General features: G+C 40.2%; 13 protein-coding genes and 1 pseudogene. 2 read left to right on the top strand and 12 right to left on the bottom strand.

Annotated elements, in window-relative coordinates:
* Positions 1 to 37: 37 nt before the first annotated feature.
* From pyrE to pyrR, 10 genes and pseudogenes are all read right to left on the bottom strand, one after another.
* A complete protein-coding gene (pyrE, locus tag HCB38_RS09105) occupies positions 38 to 667 on the bottom strand; it encodes an orotate phosphoribosyltransferase (RefSeq protein ID WP_185319048.1) in 630 nt (209 codons plus the stop codon).
* Entirely contained in the window at positions 664 to 1,365 is a 702-nt protein-coding gene (gene pyrF, locus HCB38_RS09100) for an orotidine-5'-phosphate decarboxylase (protein WP_185607895.1), read from the bottom strand. Before pyrF ends, pyrE begins: the two co-directional genes overlap by 4 nt.
* Complete coding sequence (locus tag HCB38_RS09095; protein ID WP_185319050.1) at positions 1,362 to 2,276, bottom strand: dihydroorotate dehydrogenase; 915 nt, start codon at positions 2,274 to 2,276, stop codon at positions 1,362 to 1,364. Before HCB38_RS09095 ends, pyrF begins: the two co-directional genes overlap by 4 nt.
* A pseudogene (locus HCB38_RS09090) lies at positions 2,273 to 3,040 on the bottom strand (dihydroorotate dehydrogenase electron transfer subunit); the annotation flags it as partial. The gene HCB38_RS09095 and the pseudogene HCB38_RS09090, both read right to left, overlap by 4 nt.
* Before the next feature lie 19 nt (positions 3,041 to 3,059).
* Positions 3,060 to 6,272, bottom strand: a complete 3,213-nt coding sequence (gene carB, locus HCB38_RS09085; RefSeq protein ID WP_185607894.1) for a carbamoyl-phosphate synthase large subunit — start codon at positions 6,270 to 6,272, stop codon at positions 3,060 to 3,062.
* Positions 6,265 to 7,356 (bottom strand): carbamoyl phosphate synthase small subunit, encoded by a 1,092-nt coding sequence (locus HCB38_RS09080; protein ID WP_185319053.1) that lies wholly within the window; start codon positions 7,354 to 7,356, stop codon positions 6,265 to 6,267. Before HCB38_RS09080 ends, carB begins: the two co-directional genes overlap by 8 nt.
* A complete protein-coding gene (gene pyrC / locus HCB38_RS09075; protein ID WP_185319054.1) occupies positions 7,353 to 8,633 on the bottom strand; it encodes a dihydroorotase in 1,281 nt (426 codons plus the stop codon). The genes HCB38_RS09080 and pyrC overlap by 4 nt, the downstream gene beginning before the upstream one ends.
* On the bottom strand, positions 8,621 to 9,532 hold the full coding sequence (locus HCB38_RS09070; RefSeq protein WP_185638299.1) for an aspartate carbamoyltransferase catalytic subunit: 912 nt from the start codon (positions 9,530 to 9,532) through the stop codon (positions 8,621 to 8,623). Before HCB38_RS09070 ends, pyrC begins: the two co-directional genes overlap by 13 nt.
* Positions 9,533 to 9,609: 77 nt before the next feature.
* Entirely contained in the window at positions 9,610 to 10,896 is a 1,287-nt protein-coding gene (locus HCB38_RS09065) for a solute carrier family 23 protein (protein WP_185638297.1), read from the bottom strand.
* 128 nt (positions 10,897 to 11,024) lie between these two features.
* Positions 11,025 to 11,576, bottom strand: coding sequence for a bifunctional pyr operon transcriptional regulator/uracil phosphoribosyltransferase PyrR (gene pyrR, locus HCB38_RS09060; protein ID WP_003729510.1), 552 nt, complete (start codon positions 11,574 to 11,576; stop codon positions 11,025 to 11,027).
* Between the two features lie 231 nt (positions 11,577 to 11,807).
* Here pyrR and brfA point away from each other — a divergent pair, with 231 nt between their 5' ends.
* Positions 11,808 to 12,032, top strand: coding sequence for a ribosome rescue factor BrfA (gene brfA / locus HCB38_RS09055; protein ID WP_003767465.1), 225 nt, complete (start codon positions 11,808 to 11,810; stop codon positions 12,030 to 12,032).
* Positions 12,033 to 12,125: 93 nt separating this feature from the next.
* Positions 12,126 to 12,950 (top strand): STAS domain-containing protein, encoded by an 825-nt coding sequence (locus tag HCB38_RS09050; protein WP_185319057.1) that lies wholly within the window; start codon positions 12,126 to 12,128, stop codon positions 12,948 to 12,950.
* A gap of 17 nt (positions 12,951 to 12,967) precedes the next feature.
* Here HCB38_RS09050 and HCB38_RS09045 read toward each other — a convergent pair whose 3' ends face one another.
* Positions 12,968 to 13,876, bottom strand: coding sequence for an RluA family pseudouridine synthase (locus HCB38_RS09045; protein ID WP_185638295.1), 909 nt, complete (start codon positions 13,874 to 13,876; stop codon positions 12,968 to 12,970).
* A complete protein-coding gene (gene lspA / locus HCB38_RS09040; protein WP_149117455.1) occupies positions 13,876 to 14,340 on the bottom strand; it encodes a signal peptidase II in 465 nt (154 codons plus the stop codon). Before lspA ends, HCB38_RS09045 begins: the two co-directional genes overlap by 1 nt.
* Positions 14,341 to 14,393: the final 53 nt, after the last annotated feature.

Here is a 14,393-nt window from a genome sequence, read left to right as displayed (position 1 = left end):
AAAAAGAAGCTCACCTGTAATAAAGGTGAGCTTCTTTTTATTTACCCCAGTTTTCTGGATTTTTCTTCCATTCTTTCAGTGTCGCCATATCTTCACCAGTCACGTAATTTTCATTTAGAGCTACTTCAATTAGCTCATCGTAGTTCGTTAATGTTACTAGTTTTGTGCCAGACTCTTTTAGCAATTGTTTCCCTTTAGCGAGTCCATATGTAAAAATGGCCGCGATTCCAACTACTTCCGCTCCAGCTTCCTCCAGCGCTTCCACTGCTTTTAATGAGCTTCCGCCAGTCGAAATCAAATCTTCAATTACCACTACTTTTTGACCTTTAGCAATTGGTCCTTCAATTTGGTTCCCTTTACCATGTTCTTTTGCTTTGGAACGCACGTAAACCATTGGTAAGTCTAGTAAATCGCTCACCCATGCGGCATGTGGAATTCCTGCAGTCGCAGTACCAGCAACAACATCTACCTCACCAAATGTTTGCTTAATTTTTTCGGCTAATGATTTGGCGATAAATTGGCGAACTTTTGGAAAGCCTAGCGTTAGGCGATTGTCGCAGTATATAGGAGATTTAATTCCAGATGCCCAAGTGAAAGGCTCATTTGGTTTTAAAAATACAGCTTTAATTTCTAATAATTGTTCAGCTACTTGTTTTTCGATGCTCATGCATTCCACTCCTCTAAAACTTGATTATAAGCTGCTACCGGGTCATCTGCGCGTGTGATAGAGCGACCAACGACAATGTTTGACGAGCCAATCAAACGCGCTTTTTCTGGTGTTACGACACGAATTTGATCATCTACTGTGTCACTTGCCAGTCGGATGCCTGGTGTTACACGTAAAAATTCAGTGCCATTTTGTCGTTTAATGTCTTCTGCTTCTAGCGCAGAACAAACCACACCATCTAGCCCAGCTTGTTTCGATAAATCGCTATAATGCATGACGGATTGAAGCAGGCTCGTTTTTATTAATTGCTCTCTTTGCATGTCCGTTTCACTTGTACTTGTCAATTGTGTTACGGCGATAATTTTTGGGCGTTTCCCACTTTGCGAACCTATTTCTAGACCTTCCCGGGCAGCTTCCATCATTTTCTTCCCACCAGCTGCGTGTACATTAACCATATCAACGCCTAGTTTTGCCAAGCCAATCATCGCACTTTTGACCGTATTGGGGATATCATGTAGTTTTAAATCTAAGAAAATTTCATGATTTTGTTGCTTTATTTTTTCGACAATGATTGGACCATTACTATAAAAAAGTTCCATGCCAACTTTCACGGATAGTGTTTCTCCAGAAAATTTGGCTAAAAAGCTCGCTACTTCTTCGTAAGTCTGGAAATCAAGCGCGATAATAGGTTTATTCATTGATTTGTTCGCTCCTTTTTAAGATCTTGTAGGGAAGAAATACCGAGTTCGTCCATTCGTTTTGGTAGTTCACTAATTAATTTCGGACAAATAAATGGGTCGGTAAAATTCATCGTTCCTACTGCGACTGCATCTGCTCCGGCAATCAAGAATTCTAGTACGTCATCTACGGTTTGCACACCGCCCATGCCAATGATAGGAATATTACTTACCGAGCGGACTTGGTGAATCATCCGAATAGCAACAGGTTTAATTGCTGGGCCAGAAAGCCCCCCTGTTCCATTTGCGATAACTGGTTTTCTAGTTTTTAAATCAATACGCATGCCAAGTAAGGTATTTATCATCGTGAGCCCATCCGCACCAGCTGTTTCAATTGCTTGCGCGATAGAAACAATATCTGCTACATTCGGGGATAGTTTTACATAAACGGGAACACTTGCGACACTTTTCACGGCTTTCGTTAAACGGTGCGCTACTTCCGGATCCGTTCCAAAAGCGATACCGCCGTGCTTCACATTTGGGCAGGAAATATTGAGTTCGATTGCTTTCACTGCTTTTGATTCCCCGATTCGGGAGCAGACTTGGACATAATCGTCCTCCGTCGCTCCCGCCACATTAGCGATAATCGGTGTTTCAAATTGTTCTAAAAATGGGAGTTCATGCGCTAACACATGTTCCAGACCAGGATTTTGTAAGCCGATTGCATTAAGCATCCCGCTCGCGGTTTCTGCTACTCGCGGAGTGGGGTTCCCAAGTCTAGGTTCTGGTGTCACGGCTTTGGCCATAATCGCACCAAGTTCATTTAAATCATAGTATTTGCTATATTCTTGCCCGAAACCAAAACATCCTGATGCGGGCATAATCGGATTTTTGAGCGATAATCCGGGAATTTCTACAGCTAATCGATTCATAAACTCACCTCATCCGCACGAAATACTGGACCATCTTCGCAAACTTTAAATTGCTTTTTCACATCATCTGCTTTTGGACAGACACAAGCGTAGCAAGCTCCAATCCCACAAGCCATCCGTTCTTCTAATGAAAGATACGTTTTCGTTTCTGGAAAATTTGCTTTCACTGCCTGTAGCATTGCTTTTGGCCCGCAACTGTAAATAACATCTGCTTCTTCCGGAAAATTTTTCGTAATATCTGTGACGAAACCCTGTGTTCCAAGCGAGCCGTCCACTGTCGCAATATGAACCGTGCCATATGCTGTCATTTCTTTTTCATAAAAACTGTCTTTCGCAGATTGGAACCCGTTTACAAACGTGACTTGAACGCCTTTTCCAGCTAATTCTTTACCGAGTTGATACATTGGAGGAACACCGATTCCGCCTCCGATTAAAAGAGCGGTTTTTGGTAAAGGTGTCCGGTCAATATCGAAACCTTTTCCAAGCGGACCCAACACATCGATAGTATCCCCTTCTGAAAGTTTACTGAAATCTCTTGTCCCATCGCCTTCTACTCGGTACAACAGAATGCATGTATTGGCTGTTTTATCATAAGAACAAATACTTATCGGACGTCTCATTAATAAATCAGAACGACTCGGTTTCAGCATTAAAAACTGTCCCGGTGACATATCGGCTACACATTCCCCTGTTAAAATTAATTCGTATACTTTATCTGCAATTTCAGTTTGCTGAATGACTTTCATTTCCGTCTGTAACACGGTTCCACCCCGTTTCTTCTATTTATACTCGTGCTTTTGGTTGTTTCACTTCACTGGCATTCATCGATTCGAGTTCAAAAGAGCGTGATTCTAGTACACGCAAGATTGCTTCTGCGGTATCAAGCGATGTACAAACTGGAATGCCATTTTCAACAGATTCGCGGCGAATTTGGAAGCCATCACGTTCGGGACGTTTACCAGTTGTTAAGGTATTCACTACGAGCGTTACTTGGCCATTGCGGATATAGTCAATTAATGTTTCTTGATTTTCACCAATTTTTTTCACTTGCGAAACTGGAATTCCTGCTTCTTCTAGTGTACTTGCAGTTCCTTTTGTTGCCATGATAGTGAAGCCAATGCGATTGAATCTTGCAGCTAGTTCTACTGCCTCTTCTTTATCGCGGTCAGCTACGGTTAAAAGTACTGTTCCATAGTCATGCATGGTTGTCCCGCTCGCAACAAAACCTTTGTAGAGTGCTTTTTCTAGTGTGACATCTTTGCCCATGACTTCACCAGTTGATTTCATTTCAGGCCCAAGTGACGTATCAACACTACGCAATTTCGCGAAAGAGAACACCGGCACTTTGACAAAAATTTCTTGTTTTTCTGGAGCAAGTCCTGGCGTGTAACCAAGGTCAATTAAGTTTTCTCCTAAAATCACTTTCGTCGCCACATTTGCCATTGGAATTTCCGTAATTTTGCTCAAAAATGGCGCGGTCCGGCTTGAACGCGGATTCACTTCGATAACAAAAACTTCTTCTCCGTCCACCACATATTGAATGTTCAGCATACCGATAATATTTAAGCCAGTTGCTAGCTTTGTCGTATAATCCACAATTGTATTTTTCACTTGAATGCTTAAACGTTGTGCTGGGTACACAGCAATTGAGTCCCCTGAATGGACACCTGCCCGTTCGATGTGTTCCATAATTCCAGGAATTAAGACGTTTTCACCGTCACTGATTGCATCCACTTCTACTTCTTGGCCGCTTACATAACGGTCTACTAAAACTGGATGTTTTGGATTTACTTTAACGGCGTTTGTCATATAATGTTTTAACGCTTCTTCTGATTCCACAATTTCCATTGCTCGACCACCTAGTACATAAGATGGACGAACTAGAACCGGATAGCCGATATCTGTCGCTACATTGATTGCTTCTTTCACGGAAGTAGCAGTTTTCCCAGCTGGTTGTGGGATTTGTAAAATTTCTAACGCTTTTTCAAAGGCATCACGATTTTCCGCACGGTCGGTATCTTCTAAGCTTGTGCCAAGAATTTTTACCCCTCGCTTAGCTAAACCGTCTGCTAAGTTAATAGCCGTTTGCCCACCAAATTGTACGACAACTCCTAGTGGCTGCTCAATTTCAATGACGTGCATCACATCTTCTAATGTCAGTGGCTCAAAATATAGTTTGTCCGAAATACTAAAGTCGGTCGAAACTGTTTCTGGGTTATTATTGATGATAATTGCTTCATAACCTGCTTGTTGAATTGCCCACACTGAATGCACAGTTGCATAATCAAATTCCACTCCTTGACCAATCCGAATCGGACCAGAGCCAAGTACAATCACGCTTTCTTTCTCAGACCGTGTGGACTCATTTTCCTCTTCATATGTGCTGTAAAAGTATGGAGTTGTTGATTCAAACTCAGCTGCACATGTGTCGACCATTTTGTAAACCGGGAAAAGATTTTGGGCTTTTCGTAAGTCGTAAATGGCTTGTTCGTCTATATTCCAGCAAGTCGCAAGGAAAGCATCAGAAAATCCAGCCCGTTTTGCTTCTACCAAAATCTCTTGGTTTTGCGGGTTCTCTTTGATACGATTTTCAAGTTCCATTGTTTTACTAAGTTTATATAAGAAGAATAAATCTATTTTTGTTTTCGCGTGGAGTTGTTCGATTGTTTGACCACGACGCAAGGCTGCAGCTAAGAAGAATAAGCGATCATCTTCTGGGAAGCAAATTTTGCGTTCTAATGTTTCCTCGTCAGCATTTTCGGCTTCTTCAAGTAGTAAATGGTCCGCGCCAATTTCAAGCGAACGTACAGCTTTTAAAAGAGCTTCTTCCCAAGAACGACCGATTGCCATGACTTCTCCGGTTGCTTTCATCTGCGTTCCAAGACGACGATCCGCTTGTTCAAATTTGTCGAAAGCAAAGCGTGGGATTTTCGCAACCACATAATCTAGTGTTGGTTCAAAGTGAGCAAAAGTTGTTCCTGTTACTGGATTTCTAACTTCATCTAACGTTAAGCCAACTGCAATTTTCGCTGCTAGTTTTGCAATTGGGTACCCTGTCGCTTTAGATGCTAGCGCAGAAGAACGACTCACACGTGGGTTTACTTCGATAACATAGTAGTTGTAACTATCTGGATCAAGTGCCAGTTGAACGTTACAGCCTCCCTCAATTTCAAGTGCACGGATAATTTTTAAGGATACATCGCGCAATAATTGATATTCGCGGTCGGAAAGCGTTTGACTTGGTGCAACAACAATCGAATCTCCTGTATGTATACCAACTGGGTCAATATTTTCCATGTTACAAACAACCATTGCGTTATTGTTCGCATCACGCATCACTTCATACTCTACTTCTTTAAAACCAGCTATACTTTTTTCTAGCAAGCATTGTGTTACTGGACTTAACTTTAAACCACTTGTTACTGTTTCAATTAATTCTTGTTCATTATGGCATATACCGCCGCCAGAACCACCTAACGTATAAGCCGGGCGAACAATAACCGGGTAGCCAATTCGTTCTACAAAAGTATATGCTTCGTCTAAATTGTGGATAATATCGCTTTCTGGTACTGGTTCCCCAAGTTCATTCATCAAATCACGGAAAGCTTCCCGGTCTTCTGCTTTTTTTATCGCTGTTAAATCGGTTCCAAGTACTTCCACATTACATTCATCCAAAATTCCTGCAGCTGAAAGTTCCATTGCCATGTTTAACCCTGTTTGTCCTCCAAGCGTAGGTAAAATTGCGTCAGGACGTTCTTTACGAATGATGCGCGATACAAAATCAAGTGTAATTGGCTCAATATATACTTTGTCAGCCATTTCTGCGTCTGTCATAATCGTCGCTGGATTCGAGTTCACTAAAACTACCCGATAACCTTCTTCTTTTAAGCTTAAGCAAGCTTGAGTTCCCGCATAGTCAAACTCCGCTGCTTGTCCAATAACAATCGGGCCAGAGCCGATTACAAGAATTGTTTTTATATCGTCACGTTTAGGCATGTAATTCACCCTCCTCTTTCACATTCATCATTTCCATAAACTCGTCAAATAGGTAGTTAACATCACTTGGACCTGGGTTTGCTTCTGGATGATATTGTACGGTATACGCTTGGTATTCCTTATGTGCAAGACCTTCAACTGTTTCATCATTTAATTCAATATGCGTTACTTTTAAATCCGTGCCGATAAGTGATTCCTTTTCTACCGCATAACCGTGATTTTGCGCAGTAAAGTCCACACGGCCAGTTGCTAGTTCTTTTACTGGATGATTCGCACCTCGATGACCAAATTTTAGTTTGAACGTATCCGCTCCGTTCGCTAGCGCAAATAGTTGATGTCCTAAGCAAATTCCAAATAATGGTAGTTTACCTTGAATACCGCGAATCATTTCTAATGCTTCTGGAACATCTTTTGGATCCCCTGGTCCATTGGATAACATCACACCATCTGGGTGCATCGCCAAAATTTCTTCAGCTGTTGTATTGTAAGGAACAACCGTCACATAGCAATTACGCTTATTTAATTCTCGCAAAATCGAACTTTTTACACCGTAATCAACAAGCACTACTCGTTTACCATCTCCTGGGCTTGCAAATGCTTTAGCTGAGGAAACTTCGTGTACTTGATCAACAGGAAGGCGCACAGAACGAAGGTGATGTAATAATTCTTCTTTATCTGCTGATGCTACTGACAGTATTCCTTTAAGCGTTCCTTCTTTACGAATTAATTTGGTTAATTTACGTGTATCAATTCCTGCAATTCCTGGAATACCTTTTTCTTTCAAAAAATCATTTAATGTCATTTGGTTACGCCAGTTAGAAGGGAATTCTGCAGCCTCACGTACCACAACTCCTTTAACAGCAGGATTAATGGATTCAAAATCGTCACGATTCACCCCGTAATTTCCAACAAGTGGATACGTAAAAGTGATAATTTGTCCATAATAGGAAGGGTCTGTGATTGTTTCTTGGTAGCCAGTCATTCCCGTATTAAAAACAACTTCACCGATTGTTTCTTTTTCACTACCAATCGCATCACCGATAAAGTAATTACCATCTTCTAGCATTAAAATTCGCTTTGTCATTTAATTTCCCCCTCATTGTATACAAGCGTTCCTTCTGCAAACGTTGCTACCGGCCAGCCGATACACGTTTCTCCTACAAATGGTGTGTTTTTTCCTTTTGAATAAAAAGTGTCTGGATCAATAGTTGATTCTTTTTCTAAATCAAGTACGACAATATCTGCTACTGCGCCTTCTTCTAGTTTTCCGTATGGTAGTTTAAAACATTCTGCCGGTTTTACAGTCATCCAGTCAATTAGCTGTTTCAATGTCCATTCATTCGTTTTAACAAAATGTGTGTATAAAAGTGGGAAAGCTGTTTCTAATCCTACAATTCCGAATGCTGCTTGTTCCATTGGTACATTTTTCTCTTCTGCAGCGTGTGGGGCATGGTCTGTTGCGATAAAGTCAATTGTTCCGTCAAGTAATCCCGCTAAAAGTGCCGCACGATCTTCTTTGCTACGAAGTGGTGGGTTCATTTTCCAATTACCATCATTTCCAGGAATAGCTTCTTCGTCTAAAATTAAGTGATGTGGGGAAACTTCGGCAGTGACACGAATTCCTGCCCGTTTCGCATCTCGCACAACACGAACAGATTCTTTTGTTGAAATATGACAGACATGATAGTGACAGCCTGCTGCTTCTGCTAGTAAGACGTCCCGTGCGATTTGGACTGATTCAGCAATATTTGGAATACCTTTCAGTCCTTCTCTTTCAGCAAAAATTCCATCATGGACCACTCCGCCGTAAATTAGCGAGTTGTCTTCACAGTGAGCAACGATTGCCATATCTAGTGCTGCTGCTCGTTTCATTGCCTCGTACATCGTTCCGGCTAGCTGTACCCCTACGCCATCGTCTGTAAAAGCAAATGCTCCAGCTTCTTTTAAAGCTTCAAAATCTACTAGCTCGTCCGTTCCAAGACTCGTTGTAATGGATGCGTATGGTAACACTCGAACTTCTGCTGTTTCTTTGATTTTTGCTTGTATACTTTCCATTACTTTTTTGGAATCTGGAACAGGCTTTGTATTCGGCATCGAACAAATTGTCGTATAACCACCGCGTGCCGCCGCTTTTGTTCCTGTCAAAATGGTTTCCTTATGTTCTCCGCCTGGTTCGCGAAGATGTACGTGAACATCGATAAAACCTGGTGCGATTAGCTTACCTGTAGCGTCAAATTCTTCGCCACTTGTTACTTCAATAGAATCGGTAATCAAATTAACTTTGCCGTTTTGAATAAGTACATCTCTCTTCTCTAGTTCGCCTGATTCATTTAGCACTTGACCATTTTTTAATACGTACATAATTTCGCCCTCATTTCCTGTTCTTTTAAAATAGATTCCAAAATTGCCATTCTTATAAAAACGCCATTTGTCATTTGCGTAACAATGCGTGATTTTTCGCTTTCAACTAAGCTATCAGCAATTTCAACGTCGCGGTTCACTGGACTTGGGTGCATAATGATTGCATCTTGTTTTAATTTCGCTGCCCGCTCAACTGTAAGTCCAAATTTTTCGTGATAACTTGCTTTTGTAAATTGTTCTGTTCCACTGTGTCGCTCATGTTGTACACGCAGAAGCATCATCACATCAACTTTTTCAACAAGCTCATCGACGGGTAGGTACGTGCCATATTCTAAGTAGCTTTCATCAAACCATTCTCTCGGCCCAGAGAAAAACAACTTCGCCCCAAGTCTTTTTAATACTTTCATATTTGAGTTTGCTACTCTGCTGTGCCTTATATCACCTGCAATTGCTACTTTCAAATCTTGAAATGTTCCAAATTGTTCTTTTATCGTGAATAAGTCTAGTAGTGATTGACTCGGATGTTCTCCGCATCCGTCTCCACCGTTTACGATAGCAATATTTAATTTATCAAGCCCAGCATAGTAGTTTTCTTCAGAATGCCTGATAACTGCTACATTTACTCCGACAGCTTCCATGGTTAACAGTGTGTCATAAAGCGTTTCTCCTTTTGTCATGCTAGAAGTTGCTGCGTCAAAGGAGACAACCTCCACTCCTAACTTTTTCTCCGCTACTTCAAAGCTCGTATGTGTTCTAGTACTTGGTTCAAAAAACATATTTACTGCAAAAGCTTGTTCTTTCAATGTTGCTTTTTTTCCGTGCTTAAACTGTGTCGCCTGCTCTAATAAATGCTCGATTTCATGGACAGTTAATGCTTCCATAGACAACAAATTTTTCATTCAAAGCGCCACCTTTTCTCATTCATTTTATACAAAAACCTCTGTGAAATTTTGTCTGCAGAGGTTTTTGTCGTGTGTTATGCTGATCTATGCTCGGCTGGTAAGACTAAGTTTAAGATAATTCCAATGACTGCTGCTAGTGCCATACCAGATAGTTCGAACGTTCCAGCTTTAATGAATAAGCCGCCAATTCCTACTACTAGTACAACAGATGCAATAATCATATTACGATTAACACTTAGATCAATTTTGTTTTCAATCATCATTCGAAGCCCGCTTGTTGCAATAACCCCGAAGAGTAACAGGGAAATTCCGCCTAGAACTGCCGTTGGAACCGAGGTGATAACTGCATTAATGTAGCCGATAAATCCGAAGAGGATAGCAAAAACTGCCGCTCCTCCGATAACAAACACACTGTATACTTTTGTAATTGCAAGAACACCAATGTTTTCACCGTATGTTGTTACAGGTGGTCCCCCGATTAAAGATGCAATAATCGAAGCTGTACCATCTGCAAGCAAGGAACGATGAAGTCCTGGGTCCTTAAAGAAGTTTTTATTCGTAATTCGATTTAATAGTAATTGATGCCCCATGTGTTCTGCCATCGTAACAAACGCAAGCGGCGCCATACTTAGAACGACTGTAATTGTAATTACTGGGTCGATATTTACAAATGGAATGCTGAAATCTGGTACTTGGAAAAACGAAGCATTTTTGATTAGCGTGTAATCTACCATACCAAGCGCCATACTTGTTAAATAGCCTACTATGAAGCCGAACAAAATCGGAATCAAGCCCATAAATCCTTTGAAAAACATCATGGCGATGATGGTTGCAAGTAGCGTGACAAATGCAACTCCTAACGTTTTCAAATCATAGTTACCATTGTTCGTCCCCATTGCCATCGCCGCTGCACTTGGAGCGAGCGACAAACCGATAACCATAATGACCGGCCCAACAACAATTGGTGGTAACACCTTTTGAATCCAGTTAACACCTGCGTAGTAAACAATCAAAGAAACAATCGCATACACAACTCCGACTGAGAAAGTTCCTACCATAACTGCGCCCGGCCCTCCGCCAAATTTTGCGGCAAGTAATGCTGTAATTGGTGCAATAAAGGTAAAGGAAGAACCTAGATATGCGGGTATTTTTCCGCGAGTAATTCCTAGATAAGCAAGTGTTCCGAGCCCGCTAGATACAAGCGCCACTCCCGGACTTAACCCTGTCACACTTGGCACAAAGATAGTAGAGCCAAACATGGTGAAAAGGTGCTGGATGCTAAGAATAATCCATTTATTGAAGCTTGGTTTTTCGTGTATATCTAGTACTGGTTTTGTTACTGTTTCTGTCGTTTCTGTCATTTTCTTCCCTCTTTCTTCATAAAAAATACCCCTTGCCTTGGTCGACAAAGAGTATAGAATAATCCCCTATAGAAATTAATCACTCTTTGTCAGCCTCACAGGACTGCTTTTAAAAAAGTGTTACATTATTATTCATTTTTGTTAATGATGACCGCATCTTCTGCATGATCCACATCGGTCAAGCGAACTTCTACTCGTTCGTTTCCTGATGTCGGAATATTTTTCCCTACATAGTCTGCTCTGATTGGTAGCTCTCTATGGCCACGGTCAGCAAGTACTGCAAGGTGAATTTGTGCTGGTCTACCTACATCCATTAATGCGTCCATTGCGGCACGCACAGTTCGACCAGTGTAGAGCACATCATCTACAAGAACGACTTTTTTTCCATTAATATCAAATGGAATGTTCGTCCCATGTACTGCGGGTTCGCGCGTTTTATCATCTTTGAAAGATAAGTCATCGCGATAAAGCGTAATGTCAATATCCCCGACTGGCACGTCAATACCTTCAATTTCAAGTATCCGCTTATGCAAACGCTCAGCAAGATAGATACCACGAGTCTTAATTCCGACTAGTGCTAAATTCTTTGTCCCTTTATTTCGTTCGATGATTTCGTAACTAACCCGGGTAAGCGCACGTTTGATTGCCGCCTCGTCCATGACAACTACTTGTTTTTGCATCCGAAATCTCTCCTTTTGTGCAAAAAAATAACCCTCTGCCAGTGTAAGCAAGGGAACGCGTACGAGTATACAAATAACCCGTCAAATTGTCGCCACCTTCTTAGTCTCTCTGGACTATGTTAAAGGACTTTATTTCATTAGATTCATATTACCTGAAAGAACTCTCCCTGTCAATCAAAAAAATATAAAACATGTTATACTATTTATAATAACATAAAGGAGGCCAAAATTATGGCTACATCTAAAGCGAAAAAGAAACGTCAAAAACTAGTGCGCGAAGGTCGTTTAAATCCAGAAATCAAACGAAGCCCCTTTGCACTCATTGATTTAAGTTCCAAGCAAACAAAAACTAAAAAAGGATATCTTTATAGTAGGAAAAAGAAGAATCACCAAGAAGATGATTCTTTTTTTGCGGTTTTTTTTAAGTTTTCACATTTTATACATAAAACGCTTTAAAATAATTGGCTCCTTTTAGAAATTAGTCCTCTTTTTTTATGCTTTATGCTATGCTTTAATAGCTAAAAGACATGTACTTGAGAGGTGAAGAGAATGAGTATTATGGATAGTTTATTACAACAGAAAGAAATCGTAGTAAAAGGCTGGCTCACGTATTATATATCTGTAGATGACCCTTATGTTCTCACATTAAAAGATGACCACCGTCTAATGGATGAAACTGGACTTATCTTGGAAAATTTATTTATAGGTATGACAGAAGACCTTACAAAAATGAATACATTCGCACGTGATTTAGGGAAGGCACAATTTATTACGTCACTTGGAATTTCACGAATTTTATTCCATATTCGTTTGCTAGAAGAATTTTTACTAGATTATGCCTCGGAGATACACGCAGATTATAGTAACTATCGCGATTTATATCTTTTTAGTATTAAACTGCATCAAGTATTTAGTAGTTTTACACAAAATTTAATCGAAGGATATACACTTGCTACAGAGCTGTTAGTGCAACAAAAAGAAAATCAAATCATCAAAAATTCTACAAAATTAATTTGGCTTGCTGAAAAAGTATTTCTTTTGCCACTTATTGGAAAAATTACTGATGATCGAGCAAAACAAATTACTGAAACAGCACTTTTTGAAGCTTGCGAACAACCCGTAAACTATTTGATTATTGACTTATCTGGCGCACAATTTGATTCTGCTAATATTGGAGAATATATCGAGCATTTTTTCTCCTCTCTAAAACTTGTCGGAGTGACACCAATCATTACTGGAATGCAGCCGCAAACAGCCAAAGTAATGATACAAGTTAATTTAACGGAGCAAAAAGGAATAAAAACTTTTGCCACTTTGCGTCAAGCAACCAAATCACTTATGAAAGAAAAAGAAGCAAGAAATGCCCCTAAATAGGCATTCTTGCTTCTTTTTTAGTTTTCTTGTCGTAACGATTTTAGTGCTTGCTCAAAGGAGTCTGGTAACGATGCTTCAAAGGTCATTCGTTCATTTGTCCTCGGATGATCAAATCCTAGTTTAGCAGCATGAAGGAATTGTCCATTACCTTTGATTGTATTTTTCGGTCCATATTTTGGATCACCAGCTAGTGGATGACCAATATATTTAAGGTGAACACGTATTTGGTGTGTGCGCCCAGTATCAAGCTTACAGTTAATAAGTGTATAACCAGGTAACCGTTCTATTACTTCAAAATGTGTCCGCGCTTCCTTGCCATCACGAACAACAGCCATTTTTTGACGATCTTCTTTTGCTCGACCAATTGGCGCTTCGATTGTTCCTTTTTGGTGGACAATATCACCATGGACAAGTGCGATATATTCTCTATCTGAAGTTTTATCTTTTAATTGTTTGGCTAGTGATTCATGGGCATGGTCGTTTTTAGCAACCATAAGTAATCCCGATGTATCTTTATCAATTCGGTGAACAATCCCTGGACGAATTTTACCATTTATACCAGACAAATCGTCACAATGAAACAGCAAAGCATTTACAAGCGTTCCACTCGCATGACCAGCTGATGGATGAACGACCATTCCTTCAGGTTTATTTACAACAAGCATATCTTTGTCTTCAAAATAAATCTCAAGTGGAATATCTTCGGCTAAAATTTCCAGTTCTTCAGGTTCACGAGCTTCATAATGAATTTCGTCGCCAACTTGTACTTTGTAATTCGGCTTCGCAAGTTCTCCGTTAACTGTAATATCACCATTTTTCAGCATAAGTTGTATCGCTGAACGACTTTTCCCCATCATTTCAGCGATAACTTTATCCACACGTTCTCGCGCGTGACTTTCTTTTATAATCAATGTTTCATTCTGCATTATTTAATTCCTTTCGTTTTGCGGTCGTCTACAAAAACATACACGAGCATTAGTACGACACCAACTGAAAGCGAGGCATCTGCCACATTAAAGATAGGGAAGTAATAATTTCCCCATACTGTTTGTACAAAATCTACTACTTCTTGATGCAGGACTCGGTCGATAAAATTACCAATCGCACCACCTAGAATAAACGCTAAACTAATAGAAAATAGTCGCTTTCCTTTGGCATATTTTTGCATAATATAAATTATAATTCCAATAACAATTACAGTAATAAGATAGAAAAACCACATATGCCCTTCTAAAATACTCCAAGCTGCTCCGTCATTACGATAGCTTGTCCAGTATAAAAACCCAGGAATAACTTCTATTTTCTGTCCAATTTCCATATTTTGAACAACAATCCATTTAGTCAATTGGTCTAGCGCAATCACGGCTAGGGTGATTAGATAATAATACATTTTTCGAACCCTCTTTTCACATCAGTTAGATAAAAAGTACGCGCTCCCCTTTA

The organism is Listeria farberi (assembly GCF_014229295.1).
Lineage (GTDB): Bacteria > Bacillota > Bacilli > Lactobacillales > Listeriaceae > Listeria > Listeria farberi.
Note: the sequence above shows the minus strand (reverse complement) of the source record. Positions and strands in the feature narration are given on the sequence as shown.

Coding starts and splice junctions, on each gene's coding strand:
- pyrE (WP_185319048.1), bottom strand. CDS start 667: ATGAGCATCGAAAAACAAGTAGCTGAACAATTATTAGAAATTAAAGCT.
- lspA (WP_149117455.1), bottom strand. CDS start 14,340: ATGTATTATTATCTAATCACCCTAGCCGTGATTGCGCTAGACCAATTG.
- HCB38_RS09070 (WP_185638299.1), bottom strand. CDS start 9,532: ATGAAAAATTTGTTGTCTATGGAAGCATTAACTGTCCATGAAATCGAG.
- HCB38_RS09045 (WP_185638295.1), bottom strand. CDS start 13,876: ATGCAGAATGAAACATTGATTATAAAAGAAAGTCACGCGCGAGAACGT.
- carB (WP_185607894.1), bottom strand. CDS start 6,272: ATGCCTAAACGTGACGATATAAAAACAATTCTTGTAATCGGCTCTGGC.
- HCB38_RS09095 (WP_185319050.1), bottom strand. CDS start 2,276: ATGAATCGATTAGCTGTAGAAATTCCCGGATTATCGCTCAAAAATCCG.
- brfA (WP_003767465.1), top strand. CDS start 11,808: ATGGCTACATCTAAAGCGAAAAAGAAACGTCAAAAACTAGTGCGCGAA.
- HCB38_RS09050 (WP_185319057.1), top strand. CDS start 12,126: ATGAGTATTATGGATAGTTTATTACAACAGAAAGAAATCGTAGTAAAA.
- pyrC (WP_185319054.1), bottom strand. CDS start 8,633: ATGTACGTATTAAAAAATGGTCAAGTGCTAAATGAATCAGGCGAACTA.
- pyrR (WP_003729510.1), bottom strand. CDS start 11,576: ATGCAAAAACAAGTAGTTGTCATGGACGAGGCGGCAATCAAACGTGCG.
- HCB38_RS09065 (WP_185638297.1), bottom strand. CDS start 10,896: ATGACAGAAACGACAGAAACAGTAACAAAACCAGTACTAGATATACAC.
- pyrF (WP_185607895.1), bottom strand. CDS start 1,365: ATGAATAAACCTATTATCGCGCTTGATTTCCAGACTTACGAAGAAGTA.
- HCB38_RS09080 (WP_185319053.1), bottom strand. CDS start 7,356: ATGACAAAGCGAATTTTAATGCTAGAAGATGGTAATTACTTTATCGGT.